The sequence below is a fragment of the Brevundimonas sp. GW821-FHT02A10 genome (assembly GCF_059422025.1).
In genome coordinates, this window is record NZ_JBWKWC010000001.1 from 1,303,151 (window position 1) to 1,323,249 (window position 20,099).

23 protein-coding genes are annotated in these 20,099 nt (G+C 67.4%); 10 read left to right on the forward strand and 13 right to left on the reverse strand.

Annotation, left to right across the window (positions count from 1 at the left end):
* Positions 1–102 precede the first annotated feature (102 nt).
* Positions 103–1,239, forward strand: coding sequence for a pectate lyase (gene pelA / locus AC07U0_RS06070; protein WP_494719114.1), 1,137 nt, complete (start codon positions 103–105; stop codon positions 1,237–1,239).
* Positions 1,240–1,303: 64 nt separating this feature from the next.
* Here the strand turns inward: pelA and AC07U0_RS06075 are convergent, their stop codons facing one another.
* Complete coding sequence (locus AC07U0_RS06075) at positions 1,304–1,678, reverse strand: BA14K family protein (RefSeq protein ID WP_494719115.1); 375 nt, start codon at positions 1,676–1,678, stop codon at positions 1,304–1,306.
* Positions 1,679–1,810: 132 nt separating this feature from the next.
* Positions 1,811–2,146 (reverse strand): BA14K family protein, encoded by a 336-nt coding sequence (locus tag AC07U0_RS06080; RefSeq protein WP_494719116.1) that lies wholly within the window; start codon positions 2,144–2,146, stop codon positions 1,811–1,813.
* Positions 2,147–2,409: 263 nt separating this feature from the next.
* On the opposite strand from AC07U0_RS06080, the gene clpB reads away from it, so the two are divergent.
* Together clpB and AC07U0_RS06090 are read left to right on the forward strand one after the other, a co-directional pair.
* Positions 2,410–4,998 carry an ATP-dependent chaperone ClpB gene (clpB, locus tag AC07U0_RS06085; protein ID WP_494719117.1) on the forward strand — a complete coding sequence of 863 codons (2,589 nt, stop codon included), beginning with the start codon at positions 2,410–2,412 and terminating at the stop codon, positions 4,996–4,998.
* Positions 4,999–5,584: 586 nt separating this feature from the next.
* Positions 5,585–5,926 (forward strand): GIY-YIG nuclease family protein, encoded by a 342-nt coding sequence (locus AC07U0_RS06090; protein ID WP_494719118.1) that lies wholly within the window; start codon positions 5,585–5,587, stop codon positions 5,924–5,926.
* Positions 5,927–6,689: 763 nt separating this feature from the next.
* On the opposite strand, the gene AC07U0_RS06095 is transcribed toward AC07U0_RS06090, so the two are convergent.
* Complete coding sequence (locus tag AC07U0_RS06095; RefSeq protein WP_494719119.1) at positions 6,690–6,914, reverse strand: alkylphosphonate utilization protein; 225 nt, start codon at positions 6,912–6,914, stop codon at positions 6,690–6,692.
* Between the two features lie 85 nt (positions 6,915–6,999).
* Between AC07U0_RS06095 and AC07U0_RS06100 the strand changes: the two genes are divergently transcribed.
* The gene (locus tag AC07U0_RS06100) at positions 7,000–7,737 is read left to right on the forward strand and encodes a hypothetical protein (protein WP_494719120.1); all 738 of its coding nucleotides are present in this window, start codon (positions 7,000–7,002) and stop codon (positions 7,735–7,737) included.
* On the opposite strand, the gene AC07U0_RS06105 is transcribed toward AC07U0_RS06100, so the two are convergent.
* Positions 7,734–9,779, reverse strand: coding sequence for an NAD(+) synthase (locus tag AC07U0_RS06105; RefSeq protein ID WP_494719121.1), 2,046 nt, complete (start codon positions 9,777–9,779; stop codon positions 7,734–7,736). The two genes, AC07U0_RS06100 and AC07U0_RS06105, sit on opposite strands and share 4 nt — an antisense overlap.
* A 110-nt stretch (positions 9,780–9,889) precedes the next feature.
* Between AC07U0_RS06105 and ftsY the strand changes: the two genes are divergently transcribed.
* From ftsY to AC07U0_RS06120, 3 genes are all read left to right on the forward strand, one after another.
* Complete coding sequence (ftsY, locus tag AC07U0_RS06110) at positions 9,890–10,828, forward strand: signal recognition particle-docking protein FtsY (RefSeq protein WP_494719122.1); 939 nt, start codon at positions 9,890–9,892, stop codon at positions 10,826–10,828.
* Positions 10,829–10,830: 2 nt separating this feature from the next.
* Positions 10,831–11,436 carry an inner membrane-spanning protein YciB gene (locus AC07U0_RS06115; RefSeq protein WP_494719123.1) on the forward strand — a complete coding sequence of 202 codons (606 nt, stop codon included), beginning with the start codon at positions 10,831–10,833 and terminating at the stop codon, positions 11,434–11,436.
* 174 nt (positions 11,437–11,610) lie between these two features.
* A complete protein-coding gene (locus tag AC07U0_RS06120) occupies positions 11,611–12,219 on the forward strand; it encodes a MarR family winged helix-turn-helix transcriptional regulator (protein ID WP_494719124.1) in 609 nt (202 codons plus the stop codon).
* A 7-nt stretch (positions 12,220–12,226) separates the two neighbouring features.
* Here AC07U0_RS06120 and AC07U0_RS06125 read toward each other — a convergent pair whose 3' ends face one another.
* From AC07U0_RS06125 to AC07U0_RS06150, 6 genes are all read right to left on the reverse strand, one after another.
* Positions 12,227–12,460, reverse strand: a complete 234-nt coding sequence (locus AC07U0_RS06125; RefSeq protein ID WP_494719125.1) for a hypothetical protein — start codon at positions 12,458–12,460, stop codon at positions 12,227–12,229.
* 65 nt (positions 12,461–12,525) lie between these two features.
* The gene (locus AC07U0_RS06130; protein WP_494719126.1) at positions 12,526–13,056 is read right to left on the reverse strand and encodes a DsbE family thiol:disulfide interchange protein; all 531 of its coding nucleotides are present in this window, start codon (positions 13,054–13,056) and stop codon (positions 12,526–12,528) included.
* On the reverse strand, positions 13,053–13,241 hold the full coding sequence (gene ccmD / locus AC07U0_RS06135) for a heme exporter protein CcmD (protein ID WP_494719127.1): 189 nt from the start codon (positions 13,239–13,241) through the stop codon (positions 13,053–13,055). Before ccmD ends, AC07U0_RS06130 begins: the two co-directional genes overlap by 4 nt.
* A gap of 2 nt (positions 13,242–13,243) precedes the next feature.
* Positions 13,244–13,963 carry a heme ABC transporter permease gene (locus tag AC07U0_RS06140; protein WP_494719128.1) on the reverse strand — a complete coding sequence of 240 codons (720 nt, stop codon included), beginning with the start codon at positions 13,961–13,963 and terminating at the stop codon, positions 13,244–13,246.
* A 115-nt stretch (positions 13,964–14,078) separates the two neighbouring features.
* Positions 14,079–14,291 carry a cold-shock protein gene (locus AC07U0_RS06145; protein ID WP_494719129.1) on the reverse strand — a complete coding sequence of 71 codons (213 nt, stop codon included), beginning with the start codon at positions 14,289–14,291 and terminating at the stop codon, positions 14,079–14,081.
* 196 nt (positions 14,292–14,487) lie between these two features.
* Positions 14,488–14,727 carry a hypothetical protein gene (locus tag AC07U0_RS06150; protein ID WP_494719130.1) on the reverse strand — a complete coding sequence of 80 codons (240 nt, stop codon included), beginning with the start codon at positions 14,725–14,727 and terminating at the stop codon, positions 14,488–14,490.
* A 143-nt stretch (positions 14,728–14,870) separates the two neighbouring features.
* Between AC07U0_RS06150 and AC07U0_RS06155 the strand changes: the two genes are divergently transcribed.
* Positions 14,871–15,110: a hypothetical protein gene (locus tag AC07U0_RS06155; RefSeq protein ID WP_494719131.1), complete on the forward strand. Its 240-nt coding sequence runs from the start codon at positions 14,871–14,873 to the stop codon at positions 15,108–15,110.
* Positions 15,111–15,143: 33 nt separating this feature from the next.
* Here AC07U0_RS06155 and AC07U0_RS06160 read toward each other — a convergent pair whose 3' ends face one another.
* Positions 15,144–16,145 carry an adenosine kinase gene (locus tag AC07U0_RS06160; protein WP_494719132.1) on the reverse strand — a complete coding sequence of 334 codons (1,002 nt, stop codon included), beginning with the start codon at positions 16,143–16,145 and terminating at the stop codon, positions 15,144–15,146.
* A 98-nt stretch (positions 16,146–16,243) separates the two neighbouring features.
* Here AC07U0_RS06160 and AC07U0_RS06165 point away from each other — a divergent pair, with 98 nt between their 5' ends.
* A complete protein-coding gene (locus AC07U0_RS06165; protein WP_494719133.1) occupies positions 16,244–17,116 on the forward strand; it encodes an ATP-grasp domain-containing protein in 873 nt (290 codons plus the stop codon).
* Here the strand turns inward: AC07U0_RS06165 and nth are convergent.
* Positions 17,107–17,799 carry an endonuclease III gene (gene nth / locus AC07U0_RS06170; RefSeq protein ID WP_494719193.1) on the reverse strand — a complete coding sequence of 231 codons (693 nt, stop codon included), beginning with the start codon at positions 17,797–17,799 and terminating at the stop codon, positions 17,107–17,109. The genes AC07U0_RS06165 and nth overlap by 10 nt on opposite strands.
* Before the next feature lie 74 nt (positions 17,800–17,873).
* Positions 17,874–19,193 carry a flavin monoamine oxidase family protein gene (locus AC07U0_RS06175; protein ID WP_494719134.1) on the reverse strand — a complete coding sequence of 440 codons (1,320 nt, stop codon included), beginning with the start codon at positions 19,191–19,193 and terminating at the stop codon, positions 17,874–17,876.
* A gap of 134 nt (positions 19,194–19,327) precedes the next feature.
* On the opposite strand from AC07U0_RS06175, the gene AC07U0_RS06180 reads away from it, so the two are divergent.
* Positions 19,328–20,077 carry a creatininase family protein gene (locus AC07U0_RS06180; RefSeq protein ID WP_494719135.1) on the forward strand — a complete coding sequence of 250 codons (750 nt, stop codon included), beginning with the start codon at positions 19,328–19,330 and terminating at the stop codon, positions 20,075–20,077.
* Positions 20,078–20,099 lie beyond the last annotated feature (22 nt).

Below are 20,099 nucleotides of genomic sequence, written 5' to 3' on the forward strand. Positions count from 1 at the left end.
CCGGTGTCTTTCGCGCGTCGCGGACCTGATGTAGCGTCCCGTCCAGACCTCGCCGTCCGGGACGGAACGAGGCGGGCCGGAAGGTCCATTCGGGAGGAGCCCATGCCGTATTCGTCGACCGCTCGCGGCCGCGCCCAGACCCGTCAGCTGATCGCCGCCGCGTCCCTGCTGGCGGTACTGGCCGCCTGCGCACCGGCTTCGGCCGCTGCGCCGCAACCCGTCGCCGCCCAGAGTTCTGCGCCCGTCCGCTGGGGCAGCGCCGTCCTGCGTCAGGACGCGGCCTGGTACGCCTCGGCCGAGGCCCGGCGTCTGGCCGACAGCGTCCTGCTCTACCAGTTCGAAAACGGCTCCTGGCCCAAGAACACCGACATGAGCGCGCCCCCGGCCGCGCCCGTGGACCGCGAGCTCGGCGACACTATCGACAACCAGGCGACCACGCTCGAGATGGAGTTCCTCGCCAAGGTCGTTCAGGCGGGCGGCGCCCCGAACAGCCCAGCCTACATCGCGGCCTTCGACAAGGGTTTCGACTATCTGCTGGCCGCCCAGTATCCGAATGGCGGCTGGCCCCAATTCTTCCCGCTGCGGACGGGCTACTACACCCACATCACCTACAATGACGACGCCATGGTGCGGGTGCTCAACGTCCTGCGCGACGTCTCGAACGGCGCCGGCCCCTACGGCTTCGTCGATGCGGGTCGCAAGGCGAAGGCGGCCGAGGCGGTCACGCGCGGCATCGACATCATTCTCAAGACCCAGATCAGACAGGACGGCAAGCTGACCGTCTGGTGCGCCCAGCACGACGAGGTCACCCTGGCGCCCGCCTGGGCGCGCAAATTCGAGCCGCCGTCGCTGTCGGGCTATGAGAGCGTCGGCATCACCCGCTTCCTGATGGGTATCCCCAACCCCTCGCCCGAGGTCATCGCCGCCGTCGAGGGTTCGGTCGCCTGGTTCCGATCGACCGTCATCCCCGACATCGCCGTCGAGCGCTTCACCAATGCCGAGGGCCAGAACGACCGCCGCGTGATCGCCTCGCCCGGCGCCCGCCTCTGGGCCCGCTTCTATGAGCTGGGGACCAACCGACCGGTCTTCATCGACCGCACTTCTGTGCTCCAGCCGGCCCTCGCCGATCTCGATCGCGAACGTCGTGCGGGCTATAATTATTACGACGGCGCCGGGGCCAATCTGATCGACCGCGACTACCCGGCATGGCGCCGCCGGGTGGGGCTGCCGGCGACCTGACAACCGCGCGCGAAAACGCCCGCCGTATCGCTACGGCGGGCGTCTTCATTTGCGGGGTGTCGGCCTAGAGGCGGCAACGGGCGTAGACGCCGCGGCGGACCGTGTAGGTGTCGGTGCGCGAGTTGTAGCTGCGGTAGCGCTGCGAGCAGGCGCGGACGTGGCGATACCAGTCGTTGTTCCGGCTCCAGCCGCGCGGCGGGGCGGGCGGACGGGCGCCCCAGTGGTCATCCCAGGTGCCGTACATATGGTCCGGACCCGCGCCGGGACCGCCGTGGTTGGGCCCGCCTCGATCCGGTCCACCTCGATCCGGACCGTGATTCATCGGCCCGTTCATGGGGCCGGAGTTATAGGGACGTTCCTGGCCGACGGTTCCGGCGGCGGCAGGCAGGGCGCTGAGAGTCATCAGACCCGCGGCGGCGGCGATCAGCAGTTTTCTCATAAGCGTTTCTCCGATGGCCGGGACCCGCCCGGCGTTCACCAAGAACACCCCGCCCCCTGCGACGTTGCACCGCAGGTGAGATTTCACCGCTCGACCCGCCGGGGCCGCAACCCCGGCGGGTTTCTTCAGCGATTACAGGCGGCAGATCGCCGTCTGGCCGCGCCGCACGGTGTAACGATCCGTGGCCGGATTATAGCTCTTGTACCGCTGGCCGCAGGCGCGGACGTGGCGATACCAGTCGCTGTGGCGGGTGAAGCTGCGCGGCGGCGCGGGCGGGCGCGCGCCCCAGCCGGTGTTCCAGCTGCCGTATTCATTACCGCCGCCGTTGCCACGGTTGTCGTGGTCATTGCCGCGCTGCTGTTGCTGCGGCGCGTTGTTGTGCTGCTGCGGAGCGGCCGAGGCCGGAATGGCGCTGAGGGTCATCAGGCCGGCGGCCATGGCGGCCAGGATCGTGCGGGTGTTGCGCATGAGGGGTCTCCTTCTTGATCGGTGAACTCCGATGTCGATGAAACGTCCGCACCGCCGATTTCGACCGCTCCTCGAGATATTTCTCTTTGCGTTCAACAGGTAACAAGACTGAAACATTGAGGCTTCATCCTCGCCGTCGCCTCTTGTGTGATCGCCCCGACACACCCAAATCTCGCTCGACCGAACGGCGCGTTGCTTGCATCAGAGGACGCGCGGTCGGTCGCATCTGATTTCCGGACTTCCGCCTCTACAGGGGATACGTTTTGAACCTCGACCTCTATTCCGACCGCGCCAAACAGGCCGTCCAGTCGGCCCAGTCCCTCGCCCTCGCGCGCCGTCACCAGCAGTTCGCCCCCGAGCATCTGCTGAAGGTGCTGCTGGAGGAGCGCGACGGTCTGGCCCGCAATCTGATCACCGCCGCCGGCGGAGATGCGGCGAAGGCCGAGACCGCCACCGAAACCGCCCTGCAGAAGCGCGCCCAGGTCTCAGGCGGCTCGGGCCAGCTCTATCTCGACGGCGACACCGCCCGCGTCTTCGCGACCGCCGAAGAGTCCTCGAAGAAGGCCGGCGACGCCTTCGTCACCACCGAACGCCTGCTCTCGGCCATCGCCCGCGAAGGCGGCACGGCGAAGGAAATCCTGAAATCCGTCGGCGCCACGCCCGACAAGCTCGACGCCGCCATCACCGATGTCCGCAAGGGCAAGACGGCCGACAGCGCCGCCGCCGAGGACGGCTATGACGCCCTCAAACGCTATGCCCGCGACCTGACCCAGGCCGCCCGCGACCAGAAGATCGACCCGGTCATCGGCCGCGACGAGGAGATCCGCCGCACCATCCAGGTCCTGGCCCGGCGCACCAAGAACAACCCGGTCCTGATCGGCGAGCCCGGCGTCGGCAAGACCGCCATCGTCGAGGGTCTGGCCCTGCGCATCGTCAACGGCGACGTGCCCGAGAGTCTGCGCGACAAGAAGGTCATGTCGCTGGACATGGGCTCCCTGATCGCCGGGGCGAAATACCGCGGCGAGTTCGAGGAGCGGCTCAAGGCCGTGCTCAACGAGACCTCGGCCGCCGAGGGCCAGATCATCCTCTTCATCGACGAGATGCACACCCTGGTCGGCGCCGGTAAGGGCGACGGGGCCATGGACGCCTCCAACCTGCTGAAGCCCGCCCTGGCGCGCGGCGAGCTGCACTGCGTCGGCGCCACCACGCTGGATGAGTACCGCAAGCACGTCGAGAAGGACGCGGCCCTCGCCCGCCGCTTCCAGCCGGTCTTCGTCGCCGAGCCCTCGGTGGAGGACACCGTCTCCATCCTGCGCGGCCTCAAGGAGAAGTATGAGGTCCACCACGGGGTGCGCATCTCCGACAGCGCCATCGTCGCCGCCGCCACCCTGTCGAACCGCTACATCACCGACCGCTTCCTGCCCGACAAGGCCATCGACCTGATCGACGAGGCCGCCAGCCGCGTGCGCATGGCCGTCGATTCCAAGCCCGAGGCGCTGGACGAGATCGACCGCCGTCTGGTCCAGCTGAAGATCGAGCGCGAGGCCCTGAAGAAGGAAACCGACGCGGCCTCCAAACAGCGTCTCGAAACGCTGGAGGACGACATCTCCGACCTCGAGGTCGAGTCGGAAGACCTGACCCGCCGCTGGAAGGCCGAGAAGGAGAAGGTCGGGCAAGGTGCACAACTGCGCGAGACCCTCGACCGCCTGCGCGCCGACCTGGCCCTCGCCCAGCGCAACGGCGATCTCGGCCGCGCGTCCGAGATCGCCTATGGCCAGATCCCGGCCATCGAGAAGCAACTTGCCGAGGCTGAAGCCAATGAGGCCGACAAGTCCGGCCCCCTGACCCCCGAGGTCGTCGACGCCGAACAGATCGCCCAGGTCGTCTCCCGCTGGACCGGCGTCCCCGTCGACAAGATGCTGGAGGGCGAACGCGAGAAGCTGCTCAAGATGGAGGACGCCCTGCGCGGCCGCGTGGTCGGTCAGGACGAGGCCCTGACCGCCGTCGCCGACGCCGTCCGCCGCGCCCGCGCCGGCCTCAACGACCCGCACCGCCCGCTGGGCTCCTTCCTCTTCCTCGGCCCCACCGGCGTCGGCAAGACCGAACTGACCAAGGCCCTGGCCGCCTTCCTGTTCGACGACGACGCGGCCATCACCCGCCTCGACATGTCGGAGTACATGGAGAAGCACAGTGTCAGCCGCCTGATCGGCGCCCCTCCCGGCTATGTCGGCTATGACGAGGGCGGCGCCCTGACCGAGGCCGTGCGTCGTCGGCCCTATCAGGTCGTCCTGTTCGACGAGGTCGAAAAGGCCCACCCCGATGTCTTCAACGTGCTCCTGCAAGTGCTCGACGACGGCCGCCTGACCGACGGGCAAGGAAGAACCATCGACTTCCGCAACACCCTGATCATCATGACCTCCAACCTGGGGTCGGAGGCGCTGGCGGGTCAGCAGGAAGGCGACGACGTCGAAACCGTCCGTCCCTATGTCATGGAATCCGTCCGCGCCCACTTCCGCCCGGAGTTCCTCAACCGCATCGACGAGATCATCCTCTTCCGCCGCTTGGGGCGCGAACAGATGGGCGGCATCGTCCGCATCCAGCTGGCGAGGTTGGAGCAGCTGATGGCCGACCGCCGCCTGACTCTCGCCCTCGACGACACCGCCGCCGCCTGGCTCGCCGACAAGGGCTACGACCCGGTGTATGGCGCGCGTCCGCTGAAGCGCGTGATCCAGAAGGACCTCGTCGACCCCATCGCCAAGAAGCTGCTGGCCGGCGAGTTCGAAGACGGGGCGGTGATCGCCGTGTCAGCGGGTCAGGGCGGGCTGGAGATCGGGAAGGCGCGGGTGCACTGAGGTCTCTGTCTCCTTGTCACCCGGGCCACGAAAGCGGCCCGGGATTGGGAAGGCGAGGGCCCACTGAGGGCGGCATCTCTGGATAAGTGGCAGCCCGAGAGGTGCTGAGCACCATTCCGAATTGACCTCTCGCGCTACCCTCCGTAACGCTCGCATTGTGCTTCATATGCACAAACGGCCCCACGGGTTGAACCGGGGGCCGTTGCTCAAATCCTCCTTGTGGAAGGGAGGCCGGTAGCAAGTCAGGGGCGCCGTCTGTTTTCGAGACTCGGCGGCGTCCTGACCTTCCCGGTCTAGCAGGCCGAATCCTGCTCGCTAGCCCGGTTAAGACATCCTAAACGAACGTTTGTGGATGTTCCATTTTTGTTCCCGTTTGGAGCGTTCCCATTCTTTCGTCATCCTCCGACGAGCGTAGCGAGATCGGGGGACCCAGCGGCGCCGCAGGCGATCTGTTCAGCTGAGATGTTGGGATAGGCACACCCGGCAGTGTCGCGCTCCCGCGCGCCGCTGGGTCCCCCGGTCTACGCCGCGAAGACGCGGCTTGCCGGAGGATGACGAAAGAATGGGAACCGCATAGGTTGTGCGGATGGGGACGCACCGGACCTTCATCGCGACCTACATCATGGCCAGCGGACGGAATGGGACGCTCTACATCGGCATGACCGCCAACCTTTACGCCCGGGTGTGGAAGCACAAGACCGGCGTCTTCGACGGCTTCACCGCTGACCATGGCTGCGATCGTCTGGTCTGGTTCGAGCAGTATGTCTGGGTCACCACCGCCATCCGGCGCGAGAAGCGGCTGAAGAAATGGCTGCGGGACTGGAAGTTGAAGCTGATCGAGGACGCCAATCCGGAATGGGCCGACTTGGCAGCCGACTGGTATCCGGTAAACGACCCGGGCTGGGTTCCTCCGGTGGAGACGGACTAAGCTGGTGAAGTACACGGGCAGGGTCGCGCTCTCGCGCGCCGCTGGGTCCCCCGGTTCCGCTACGCGGCCCGGAGGATGACGAAAGAAGGGGCGCCTGACGCCCCCAGCCATCCTAAATTCGACTCCCCAATCCCAAAGCCCGCCCGGCTTTCCGCCTTTCTCGCCGCAATCGGATAAGCACACCCAAAACCCGCCGTATAATCTTCCTCGTCCCGTCGCGAGGGGAAGGCGTCCCGGGCCCGGGAGCCGGACGTGCGGCGGGGTCGATCGCGGGGTTGCCGGGGCATGGAGAGCTCCGGGTCCGGAGAGGGTTCCTGGCCCTCTTCGCCTGTCGTGGGCTGAGCCGGCGGAACGGGGACGAACCGGGTGAACCTGAGGCGGCGGGCAAATGGGACCCCCGCTGCTCCCGGCTGAAGAGCTTCCCTCCCCCGCGGCGCTTGCGAGAGACGGTCGAGCGGAGCCCGGGCGACCACGCCGAAACTCCACATTAGAGGCGGCGATCCGCGAGGGTTGTCGTCACCGGTACCCGGGCGAGATCGCCCGTGCTCCGCCGCTTCCCCGATAGCTTCAGCGAGAGATCGCGTGAGGGTGAGAACGTGTGAGTCCTTCTCCCCTTGCGGGAGAAGGTGGCAGCCGGAGGCTGACGGATGAGGGGTCACGCAGGCATCAAAGATGAGGGCGAAGGACGTCAGACGTCGGCACGACCCCTCATCCGACCTCGTTTCACTCGGCCACCTTCTCCCGCAAGGGGAGAAGGACGCGGTCAGGCCTTCCTTACAAACTCCGTGCGCAGCACCAGGCCGCGCACCTTCTCGACATTGGCCTCGATCTCGGCCGGGTCGTCGGTCAGGCGAATGTTCTTCACCATCGTGCCGCGCTTCAGCGTCACCCCGCCCGAACCCTTGACCTTGAGGTCCTTGATCAGGGTCACGCTGTCGCCTTCGGCGAGCAGGTTGCCGTTGGAGTCTTTCGTCGGGGCGTCGGTCATGTCGCCGAGGTAGCGCAACCCGGCGGCGGCGTCACGCGCAGCACACGCTTGCCGGGTTGGGCAAATCGCCCAACGCTGTGCGGCCATGAACCCGATCGTCTCCTCGACCGTCGCCGCGACCGCATCGTCCCTGCCGTCGATCTCGAGCCGCGACGAGCAGAAGATCCGCGCGGCGAAGGCCGCCGTCGAGTCCATGACCGTGCGGCAGGACAAGGCCTCGGAAGAGCGCAAGGCCATCGCCAAGAAGAAGGCCGAGGAACTCAAGGCCCGCATCCAGATGCTGAAGATGTCGATGCCCGCCAACCCCGAGGCGGCCGGCAAGATCATCGCCCAGCTGGCCCGCGAGCTGGGATCGATCGTGAAGTCCTATGGCGGGACCGGGTCCGACACCGGCCTGACCCCAACCGCGGCCCCTACGGCGGGCGGGGAGGCGACCGCGTCCGAAGCCGCCCCGACCGTCACGGCCTCCGAAGGCGCTTCCGACGGCGCCGGGGCCCCGGTCGATACCGACACCAATCCCGACGCGGCCTCCGGAGCCACGCCCAAGGACCCCTACCGCGCCGCCATGGCGGCCCAGGCGGCGAGTTCGGCCGAACAGGCCCGCAAGTCCGGAAGCGCGCGTGAGGACTCCGAATTCGCCACCACGGTCAAACAGCTTCTGGCCGAGCTCAAGGCGATGAAGGCCAAGGCCGAAGCCGACGCGAAGGCGGCGGGCGACCCGAACACGCCCGAGGTCGCCGACGCCGACAAGGCGCTGGACGCCGTCGACGCGGCGCTGGGAGATGCAGGCCTGTCGGGGTCGATGGTCTCGCTGGTCGTCTAGTCGGGAACGTTGGCGTCCAGCTCGTCCAGCCAGACCCGCGCATTGCCGTCCGACGGCGCCCGCCAGTCGCCGCGCGGGCTGAGCGAACCGCCGGTCACGACCTTGGGTCCGTTCGGCAGGGCCGAGCGTTTGAACTGGCTGGTGGCGAAGAAGCGGATCAGGAATTTCCGCAGCCAGGCCTTGATCGTCGCCAGGTCGTATTCGACCCGATCCGCCTCCGGATGATGCGCCGGCCAGTCGCCCTTGGTCGCATCGCCCCAGGCCTGATGCGCCAGATAAGCCACCTTCGACGGCTTCAGCCCGAAGCGGGTGATGTAGAACAGGAAGAAGTCGTTCAGCGCATACGGCCCGACCGTCGCCTCGGTCGACTGGATCTTGCCGTCGGCGCCCGCGGGCACCAGCTCGGGCGAGATCTCGGTGGCCAGAATGGCGTGCAGGACGTCCGCCGCCGGTCCGGCGTGTTCGCGATCGGCGACCCAGCGGATCAGGTGCCGGATCAAGGTCTTCGCCACCCCGCCGTTGACGTTGTAATGGCTCATATGGTCGCCGACGCCATAGGTCGCCCAGCCCAGCGCCAGCTCCGACAGATCGCCGGTGCCGAGCACAAAGCCGGAGTTCTGGTTGGCCAGCCGGAACAGGTAATCCGTTCTGAGGCCCGCCTGAACGTTCTCGAAGGTGATGTCGTGAACCGGCTGACCGTCCGCGAACGGATGCCCGATGTCCTTGAGCATCTGTTCGGCGGCCGGGCGGATGTCGAGCTCGGCGCCCGTGACGCCCAGCGATCGCATCAGGGTCCAGGCGTTGGACTTCGTCCCGTCCGAGGTCGCGAAGCCGGGCATCGTGTACGCAAGGATATCCGTCCGCGGCATGCCCAGCCGGTCGAAGGCGCGGCAGGCGACCAGCAGGGCCTGGGTCGAATCCAGTCCGCCCGAGACGCCGATGACGATCTTCTTCGACCCGGTCGATTTCAGGCGCCGCATCAGCCCCTGAACCTGGATGTTGAAGGCCTCGAAACAGTCCTGATCCAGCCTTGCAGGGTCGTCCGGCACGAACGGGAAGCGGTCGAGCGGCCGCAGCAGGGAACCGTTGGCGGCTTCTTCCTCGCGCGCCTCGAACAGGACCATGTCGAAGGCGTGATCCTCGTCCAGCTCGCGCCGGGCGCAGTCGGCGAAGGTGCCGGTGCGCAACCGCTCCAGACCGACCCGGTCCACGTCGACATCGGCGACGGTCAGATGGGACTCCATCGCGAACCGGGGCCCCTCGGCCAGTTTCGCGCCGAGCTCATGGACCGTCGCCTGACCGTCCCAGGCCAGGTCGGTGGTGCTTTCGCCCCAGCCCGAGGCGGTGAAGACATAGGCCGCCATGCCCCGCGCCGACTGACTGGCCGACAGCATGGCCCGGTCGTCGGACTTGCCGATGACGACATTGGACGCCGACAGGTTGAGCAGGATGCGGGCTCCCGCCAGCGCCTGCCGCGTCGAGGGCGGCACGGGCGCCCAGTAGTCTTCGCAGATCTCGACGCCGAAGACGAAGCCGGGCCGGTTCTCGGCCGCGAAGATCAGTCGCGTGCCGAATGCGCCCCACTCGCCGCCGAGGTCGGGCAGATGATCGTCGGCCGGGCTGAACCAGCGCTTTTCGTAATATTCCCGGTAATTCGGCAGATAGGTCTTGGGCACGACGCCCAGAACCCGCCCCTCGCCCAGCACGATGGCGCAGTTGTAGAGCCGGTCCCCGCTGCGCAGCGGCGCGCCGATGACCGAGATCACGCCCGTCTCGGCGGTGACATTGGCGACGTCGTGGATCTGCCGCTCCACCTCGTCCAGCAACGCCGCCTGCAGATGCAGGTCGTCGATGGCGTAGGCGCTGAGGCTGAGCTCGGGGAAGACGATCAGATCGACGCCCTGTTCGGCCGCCTGACGGATCAGGGCGATATGCTCTTCGGCGTTGGATTTCGGGTCGGCGATGTGCACGACCGGGGTCGCGGCGGCGACGCGGACGAAGCCGTGGGTGCGGCTGGAATGGAAGGCGTGGGGTTCGGCCAAGGCGTAGTCCTTCGGGATCTTATGCTCATATAGAGCCAAAGTCCCGGCTCCGCCAACTGCGGCTATGTTAGTCCGTGACCTGAGAAGGCGGGACCGCTAAAGCCGTATCCATGAACGATACGCCGAAAAAGGGCTGGTTCCAGCGTCTGTCCGACGGTCTGGCCCGCTCGTCCAAACAGATCACCGAGACGGTCGTCGGCGGCCTGGTCAAGGAGCCCCTCGATCAGGCGGCGCTGGACCGGCTGGAGGAACATCTGCTGGAGAGCGATCTGGGCCCGGCCGCGACCGACCGGATCGTCGCCCGCTTCCGCGATCTGCGCTTCGGCAAGGTGTCGGACGAGCGCGAGGTCAAGGAGGCCCTGGCCGAGGCCGTCGCCGCTGAACTGCTGCCGCGTCAGGCCGTGTTCGATCCGCTGTCGGAGGGCATCAAGCCGTACGTCGTCCTGTTCGTGGGCGTGAACGGATCGGGCAAGACCACGACGCTCGGCAAGATCGCCGCCGACCTGACCGGCAAGGGCGCCAAGGTCATGATCGTTGCCGGCGACACCTTCCGCGCCGCGGCCCGCGAACAGCTCAAGGTCTGGGCCGAGCGTTCGGGCGCCGATTTCGAAAGCCGCCGCGACGGCGCCGATCCGGCCGGTCTGGCCTTCGACGCCTACACCAAGGCGCGGGCCGAGAACTACGACGTCGTCCTGATCGACACCGCCGGCCGGCTGCAGAACAAGTCCGCCCTGATGGACGAACTGCTCAAGATCGTTCGGGTGCTGAAGAAGATCGATCCGGACGCCCCGCATGAGACCCTGCTGGTGCTGGACGCGACCGTCGGCCGCAACGCCCTGGCCCAGGAACAGATTTTCGGCCGGGCCGCTTATGTCTCGGGCATCGTCATGACCAAGCTGGACGGCACGGCGCGCGGCGGGGTTCTGGTGCCGGTGGCCCAGGCCTCCGACGCGCCGCTGAAACTGATCGGCGTCGGCGAGGGGATCGAGGATCTGCAGCCCTTCGACGCCCGCGCCTTTTCCCGCTCGCTGGTCGGGCTCGAGGACTGAGAATGACCGACCAGACCGTGCCTGAAGCCAAACGTCCGCAGTGGATCCGTCAGGCCGTCGACTTCGGCGCCCTGCTGTGTTTCGCCGCCGCCTATTTCATCACCCGCGACATGATCAAGGCGACCTGGGTGCTGTGCATCGCCTCGGCCGTGGCGCTCGCGGTCGGATACTGGGTCGAGAAGCGTTTCGCCCCCCTGCCCCTGATCACCGGCGCCTTCGCCCTGGTCTTCGGTGGTCTGACGATCTTTTTCCACGACGAGAGCATCATCAAGATCAAGCTGACGGTGCAGAACGCCATGCTGGCGATCGTCCTGCTGGGCTCGCTTCCGCTGAACAAGTCGCCGTTCAAATATCTGCTGGGCGAGGCCATCCACGTCACGGATCAGGCCTGGCGGGTCCTGACCCTGCGCTACGGCCTGTATTTCGCGGCCATCGCCATCGCCAATGAGTTCGTCTGGCGCACCCAGCCGGACGCCGTCTGGGTCCAGTTCCGCGTCGGCCTGTGGATCCTCGCCTGCGTCTTCGGCCTGTTCCAGATTCCCTACATCATGAAGCATATGATCAAGGACGAAGAACCCGGCCCAACCTCGCCGGATACCGGGCTTTGACAGCAAATGACCGTCCGATTGGCGCTCAAGTCGCGAGGCTCCGCGAGCCGAGCATAGCGCCGGCGCGAGGCGCCAACGCCGGAATGTCGTCAAACCGTAAAGCCACGCTGATAACCCTCCGTCCACGGTAGAGGCGGCATAACGCCTCTGACCAGCTTCCTGGGGAGTACGACCATGGTGAAGTCCGGCAAGTCGTCCAAACGTCTGGGGACGCTCGCAGAGTCGCCCAGCCACCTGATGCACCGCGTGCTGCAGCTGGCGCTCGACATCTATTCCGAGGAGGCCGGCGCTGACGGCCCGACCCAGCGCCAGTTCGCGGTCATGGAGGCCGTGGCGGCGAAATCGGGCCTGACCCAGACGGATCTCGTCCGGGCCACCGGCATCGACCGCTCGACCCTCGCCGATCTGGTCTCGCGCATGACCACCAAGGGCCTGCTGGAACGCGAACGCTCGACCGTCGACGCCCGCGCCAAGGCAGTGCGTCTGTCCGAGGCCGGTCTGGCGTTGCTGGAAAGCGCCCGCCCCCGGGTCGAGGCCGCCGACAAGCGGATCATGGCCCTGCTGCCCAAGGGCAAGCGCGACGGTTTCCTGGAGCTGCTGGCCGATCTGGCCAATGCGGCCGACGAGGCCCCCGATCTGGCCAAGGCCGAGGCCAAAGCGCTCAAGAAGGCGGCCAAGGAAGCCAAGCGCGCCGAGAAGCTGGCCCGCAAGGCGGCCGAGGGCGGGGTAAAGAAGACGCCCAAGATCAAGAAGGCCAAGCCGGTTCTCGAACCGGCCGAGTGATCTTCTTCTAGACCTTGATATCGAGGAGGCTGCCGGGGCGCAGCGACCGTCCGCCTGCGGATGACGCCGGCTCGGTGGTCTGGGGCTGGACCGCGGTGGTGCGCACCGGCGTGGTCTGGACCTGCGTCGCCTGAACCTCGCCGAGCGCCGCGCGGAAGAAGGCGGCCTGAGCCTGACGCAGCGAGGAAGACCCGGAAGTCTGGGGCTGGACAGCGGGCAGGTCGGGACGAATCGCGCTCATGCCGACAAGGTTAACGAAATCTCTCGAAAAAAGGTTAACGCGGTTAACCTCTCTGTGGAGAGCGCCTAGTTGAGCGCCGCAACCAGCCGTTCGACGTCGGCGTCGGTGACCAGCGGTCCGGACGATTTGGCGACGATCTTTCCGGTGCGGTCGACCGCGAAGCTCTCGGGCACGCCGGAGATGCCGAGATCCAGCCCGGCCCGGCCCTCATGGTCGACCAGCACCATGTCGAACGGGTTGCCGAGATCCTCCAGCATCTTGGCCGTGGCCTCGGGCTCGTCCTTGTAGGCGACGCCGATGACGCGCACGCCCCGGGCCTTGAGCGCCATCAGTTTCGGATGTTCGACCCGGCAGGGCGCGCACCAGCTGGCGAACATGTTGACGATGACCGGGCGGCCCATCGCGACGGTTCTCAGGTCGACATTGGACGGTCCCGCGACCGAACCGTTGAGGAGCGGAAGAATGGTCTCCGGCGCCATCTGGCCGACGGCGGCGTCGGGCTTGTAGGTCGGGTCGTGCCTCAGCGACCAGCCGACGAACAGCACGGCCAGGGCAGCGAGAACGACGAGCGGGATCACCGCCAGCCAGCGCGTCATTCTGGCGCTACCGCGCTTTGCGCGACTTGAGCGCGGGTCTGCTCGTTCTCGAGCTTTTTCAGCTCCCGCTTCCAGCGTCGCGAGGCGATCACGGCGCGGGCGACGAGGGCGGCCAGCACGAGTGCGCTGATCCCCCAGGCGGGCCAGACGAAGGCGGCGTAGGGGGTCATGTCGAGGTCGAGCATTCTCAGGCCTCCAAAGCGGCGCGGGCGCGCAGGGACATGACACGACGTCGTACGATCTCTGTACGGATCGACGTCAGCCAGACCGCCAGGAACAGGGCCGCATAGGCCGCCATCATGGTCAGCAGGGGCCACAGAAAGACCGGCGCCAGACTGGATCCTCCGTCGCGCAGCAGGGACGCCGGCTGGTGCAGGGTATTCCACCAGTCCACGGAGAATTTCACGATCGGCAGGTTGATCAGCCCGACCAGCCCGAGGACGGCGGCGGCGCGCGCGGCCTTCTGCTCATCGTCGATGGCGGAACGCAGGGCCATGTATCCGAGGTAGAAGAGGAACAGGACCAGCACACTCGTCAGCCGCGCGTCCCAGACCCACCAGGTCCCCCACATCGGCTGGCCCCAGAGAGAGCCGGTGATCAGGGCGAGCGCGGTGAAGGCCGCGCCGGGCAGGGCGGCCGCGCGGGCGGCGGCATCGGCCAGCGGGTGGCGGAAGACGAGGGCGAAGAAGCTGGAAACGCCAAGGGCCGCATAGACCATCGTACCCAGTGATGCGGCCGGCACATGGACGAACATGATGCGGACCGTGTCGCCCTGCTGATAGTCGCCGGGCGCAGTGAACGACAGCCAGACCCCGACGGCCAGAAGAACGGTTGCCACGCCCCACAGCCAGGGGGTCAGGGGGCCGGTGAAGCGCATGAAGCGCTCGGGATTGGCGAGGCCGAACATGGCTCGGCCATTACGCGGGGCGGCGGGAGGCGGCAAGGGCGCCGCCTTCCGGATATGAAAACGGGGCCGGTGGTTTCCCACCGGCCCCGCGAATTCAGTCGAACAGTCGATAAGACTATTCGGCGGCCTTCAGTTGACCGGCCGATTCCTTGCCGGTGCGACGGTCGCGTTCGACTTCGTAGGAAATCGTCTGACCTTCGTTCAGGCCGTTCAGGCCAGCGCCTTCAACAGCCGAGACGTGGACGAAGACGTCCTTGCCGCCGTCCGAAGGCTCGATGAAGCCGTAACCCTTGGTGGAGTTGTACCATTTGACAGTGCCGGTAGCCATTTTCAGGACCTCCGCTAGCGATTGGCCACGTGCAACAGCGCGCGGGGCCTGTCGGTTCTGAATGGGAAAGGCCTGGAAACTCGGTGCGTTCGCAAAGAGAGGGGCGTTACGCAGAGAGATCGACGAGCAGGCTTATGCGCCCGAATGGGCGCCGAAACAAGGCGTTGAATTTTCTGGCTCTGTGCGGGGGTCCGGCTCAGGCCGCGTCCTCATCCTCGGCGACGGCTGACGCGGGCGCGTCGTCGCCTTCCGGGGCGACGTAGTGCTCGACGCACAGCTTGCGCAGGGCTGAGGTCAGGGAGCCGCCGTACAGCCGGTCCTGGACCCGCTCGTGGCCCTCGGCCTGCAGCTTCGCCTTGATGTCTCCAACGGTGCGGCAGGCGCCGCTCCGGGCCAGTTCATACGCACGTTCGATCGTCGTCGGTCTGAAGGTCATGGACAACAGATAGGCGCAAGCGCCGCGTTATGCGAGCCGCATCCGGCCTGTGTTCGCCAGCGGACACGACCTGACCCCCTTGATCTGGACAGCAACGGGGCACAGGCTGGGACGTTGACACCCTGTCTCACGGAGCTGGATCCATGCGTCATTCCCTCATCGCCCCCCTGCTGATCGGTCTCGCCGCTGCAACCGCCCTGTCGGCCTGCGCCACCACCCATCCTACGGAGGGGAGCTATGCCGAACGTACGGAGAAGCTGGCGGCCGAGTGTCAGGCCCGCGGCGGCATCCTGGCCTCCACGGGCGCACAGACGGGCCAACCCCAGACCGAAAATTTCTGCAAGATCACCGCCGGCGCCTCGCGGCTGCCCCCGCAAAGCTGACCGACGGCTAACCCTCTGCCGGAGCGCCTGCGCCTAGGAAAGCGTCAGGCTCTTCTCGGTCGCCAGGGCGTCCAGCTTGACCATCGGGCGCGGGCCCCAGTGGGCGATGACTTCCGAGGCGGCCAGCGAACCCAGTTTGCCGGCGTCGGCCAGCGACAGGCCGCGCGCCAGACCCAGCAGGAAGCCGGCGGCGTACTGGTCGCCGGCGCCTGTGGTGTCGACCACCTTGTCGACCGGGAAGGCGGCGACGGCGACGCGTTCATCGCCCTTGATGATCACCGAACCGTCGGCGCCGCGCGTGACGGCGGCGACCTCGACCATGGCGGCCAGCTTCGTGGCGGCGGCGTCGAAGTCTTCGGTTTCGAACAGGGCGCCCAGTTCTCCTTCATTGGCCAGGACGATGTCGGCCGAGGCTTCGATGAAGGCCAGCAGCTCGGCGCGCCAACGGGCGACGACGAAGGTGTCGGACAGGGTGATGGCGACCTTGCGGCCCGCCTTGTGCGCGGCGGCGGCGGCGGCCTCGAAGGCGGCGCGGGCCGGGGCCGGGTCGAACAGATAGCCTTCCAGATAGACGATGGCGCTGTCGGCGATCAGGGCCGCGTCGATATCGGCGACCTCAAGCTGGTTGGCGGCGCCCAGGAAGGTGCACATGGTGCGCTGACCGTCGGGCGTGACGTTGATCAGGCAGCGGCCGGTGCCGGCGCCGTTTTCCAGCGCGGCGGTGTCGAAATGCACGCCCGAGGCGCGGATGTCGTGGGTGAAGACGCCGCCCAGCGTATCGGGCGCGACCTTGCCGATATAGGCCGCCTTGCCGCCGAAGGAGCCGACGCCGGCGACGGTGTTGCCCGCCGAACCGCCCGAGGCCTCCACGCCCGCCGCCATGGCGTCGTAAAGGGCGGCGCTCTGGTCCTCGTCGACCAGCTGCATCGAGCCAGGCGTCAGGGACTGGGCGACCAGGAAGGCGTCGTCGCAGGGGCTCAGCACGTCGACAATGGCGTTTCCGACGGCGCAGACATCATATTGGGCTTGGGTCATATTCGCCCCTTAGCCGACCCGGCGAAGGGTGTCATGCGAAACATATAAGGACATGCTTATGCGTTTCCCGAGCATGTCGGCTCCGCTATACCCGCGCCATGACCACCATCGCCATCCTGACCCCTGATCCCGCCGATTCCTCCTATCGCGGCCAGTGGCCCCAGGTGCTGGCGCGTCTGGAAGGCGCCCTGGCCGGGGCCGACATCGTCGCCGTGCCCGAGAGCTGGGTCGATCATATCGAGGAGGCCGGCGCCCTGACGCGGTTCCCGCTGGTCCTGCCCGTGCTGCTCTGGGGCTATCACCGCGACCACGACCGTTTCATGCGGGCGGTGAAGACCTGGACCGAGGCGGGCGTGCCTCTGGCCAATCCAGCCTCGGTGCTGGGGTGGAATTCCGACAAATCCTATCTGGCGCGGCTGGAGGCGAAGGGCGTGCCCATCCCGCCGACGCGTTTCACCGACCGGGTCACCGAGGCCGCTGTCGCGGCGGCCTTCGACGCCTTCGGCGCCGAGGAACTGGTGATCAAGCCGACCGTCTCGGGCGGGGCGTGGAAGACCCTGCGGCTCAGGCGCGGCGAGGCCCTGGCTGACGCCCCCGACGGCGCCGCGATGATTCAGCCCTATCTGCCGGCCATCGCCAGCGAGGGCGAAACCTCGCTGCTCTTCTTCGGCGGAAAGTTCAGCCATGCGGTCAACAAGACCCCCGTCCCCGGCGACTTCCGCATTCAGGTCCAGTTCGGCGGGACCTATGTCCCGGTCGAGCCCTCGGCCGAGGCCATGGCTCTGGCGCGGCAGGTGCTGGCCGCCATCGAGGAGCCCCTGCTCTACGCCCGGATCGACATGACCCGCGACAAGGAGGGCCGCTGGGTGCTCATGGAGGCCGAACTGATCGAGCCCGACTTCTACTTGAAGAACGACCCGAGAGCGGGCGCCGGCTTTGCCGAGGCGGTTCGGGCGCGGCTTCAGGCCTGACGCGCCTCACCCATGGCCACCAGACCGGCCCGGGACGGACACAGGTCCGAGATGATGCAGCCGAGGCAGTTGGGCTTGCGCGCCGTGCAGGTGTAGCGGCCATGCAGGATCAGCCAGTGGTGAGCCTTGGGCAGGAAGGCCTCGGGCACGACGCGGAACAGCTGGGCCTCGACCTTGTCAGGCGTCGGCGCATTGGCGAGGCCGAGGCGGTGCGAGACGCGGAAGACATGGGTGTCAACGGCGATGGCGGCCTCAATGCCCAGTTCGTTCAGGACGACACTGGCCGTCTTTCGCCCGACGCCGGGCAGGGCCTGCAGCGCCTCGCGGGTCAGGGGGACCTCGCCGCCATGCTCTTCCATCACGATCCGGCTCAGGGCGACGACGTTCTTCGCCTTGCCGCGATAGAGGCCGATCGACGCGATATAGGGGACCAGTCCCTCTTCCCCGAGCGCCAGCATCTTCTCAGGCGTATCGGCGATCGCGAACAACCTGTCGGTGGCCTTGTTGACCGAGACGTCGGTCGCCTGGGCCGACAGGGCGACGGCGACCACCAGCGTATAGGGGTTGGAGAAATTCAGCTCGGTCTTCGGCTCGGGCATGACCCGGGCCAAGCGCTCGAAGATCTCCTCGACCCGGTCCTCGTCCGGCGGCCAGGCCAGGGTCGGGATGGCCGCGCCGGTCATGATGGACGGGCGTTTGGGGGCGGGTTTGGCCTTCGATTTACTCTTTGCCGCGGCCTTCGGCTTCACAGGCGCCTTCACTGCTCTTCCCGCGGCTCCGACAGCCAGCGGTCCACGCCGAGCGCCGCCATGGCCTGAAGCGCGGCGCGTTCGCCCTCCATCCAGGCGCCGTGGCAGGTGCCGAAGAAATGCGGCGCCGTGGCCTCGCCGGCGACGAACAGGCGGCTCTCGGCCGGATGGCTCAGCCGGGCGCGGTCGCCGGCATGGCCGGGCAGGGCGTGGGAATAGGCGCCGCGCGACCAGGTCTCGGCGCCCCACATCGAGGTGGTCAGGGGCGTCAGCCGCCGTTTGAAGTCCGAGCCCAGATGGTCGACCAGCTCGCTGACGGCGAAGTCGAAGAAGGCGGCCTCGCCCTCGGCCTCCAGCCCCCAGGCCAGGTCGCCACCGAAATAGGCCTCGATCACCGGTCGACCGAAGGGACGCAGATGATAGGCGGCGGTCTGGGCCGTATCGCTGCGGCCCCAGAGCTGGCCGTCCTTCGGGAAGTCCTCGGGAATGTCGACCGCCATATGGACCTTGGAGGCCAGACCCAGCGGCAGGCCCGCCGCCGCCTCGACCGTCTGCGGCAAAGGCGGATCGAAGCGGATGGCCTCGGATGCGATCAGATTGGTCGGGACGGTCAGGACCACCGTCTTCGCCAGCACCGCCCCACGCAGGGTCTCGACCTTCATCAGCGGTCCGGTCCGGTCGATCTTTCCGACCGGGCAGTCCAGCACCACGGGGACGGGGCGTCCGAGCGTCGAGATCAGGGTCCCGTAGCCCTCCAGCACCCGGTAGTTCACCCCCGTGTCGCGGTAGGCGTCGTAGTCGACGGTCGAGACTTCGGCGAATTTGGCCCCGTTCAGGGCGCCGGACAGGGCGTCCATCCGGCCGTTCCAGCGACCTTCAGCGGTGTCGGCCGGAGCGAAGAAGTCCGCCGCGGGCCGGTCCTCGCCACGCGCCACGGCCGCCTCCACCCGCTCGTCGAAAGCGTCATAGGCGGCGCGATAGGCCGCGCGCTCGTCCACCGACATGCCGAAGGCGGCCTGGTTCCACGGCGGCGGGGTCTCATCGACGGTCAGGCCGTTCTCGCGCGTCTCGGCGACGAGGGGATTTTCATCGGCCGAATGCAGCCACCCGCAACCCATGTCGAGCGGCAGGTCGAGGCTGCCGCCGCGATGCTGGGTCAGCCGCCGGTGCACGGTGTGGGCCCGGCCGCCGATCCGGTCGCGCGCCTCCAGAACGATGACGGAGACCCCCGCTTTCGCCAGCCGCCGCGCCGCCGCGATTCCGGCCGATCCGGCGCCGATCACGGCGACGTCGACTTCCGCGGGCAAGGGCGATGAAGGATGGGTCATGGCTGTTCGCAGGGGTAGAGGAGGCTTGGGCCTTCGCCAACCGCCGGGACGGAGAAATCGTTGCGCTGAAATCGCGCGAACCGTCCGGGGTCTGATACAAGGCGCGCACTTGCTGTCGCGTCGGAGTCCGAACCATGCTGATCCACCTGTCCTCCTGGCCCGAAATCGACGCCCGTCTGAAGCAGACGAAGACAGTGGTCATCCCCATCGGCTCCAACGAACAGCACGGCCCGACCGGACTTCTGGGCACCGACTGGCTCTGTCCCGAGATCATCGCCCACGCGGCCGAGAAGACCGATGACAGCCTGGTCGTCGCCCCGACCTTCAACATCGGCATGGCCCAGCATCATCTGGCCTTCGCCGGCACCATCTCGCTCCGCCCCTCGACATTCATGGCCGCGATCACCGACTGGGTTTCCTCGCTGAGCCGCCACGGCTTCGAGCGGATCTATTTCCTCAACGGCCACGGCGGCAATGTCGCCACCATCGAGGCGACCTTTTCGGAAATCTATGCCGAATGGTCCTTCGTCGAGGAGCATCCGCCGATGGTGCTCAAGCTGAGGAACTGGTGGGACCTTCCCGGCGTCATGGGGCTGTGCAACTCCCTGTTCCCGACCGGCCACGGCATGCATGCGACGCCTTCCGAGATCGCCGTGACCCAGGCCGCCTATCCGGACCGGATCAAGACCGCCGACTACAGCCCGAAGATCGCCCCCAATGGCCCGATCCGCGACGCCCTGGACTACCGCGCCCGCTTCCCGGATGGCCGTATCGGTTCGGACCCGGCCCAGGCCAGCCCCGAGAAGGGTCAGCGCATCATCGACCTGGCGATTCCGGCCCTGCTGCGGGACGTCGCCGAGTTTTCGAACGAAACCCTGCCTTAAGATCGCTTGCTCATGGTCTCCG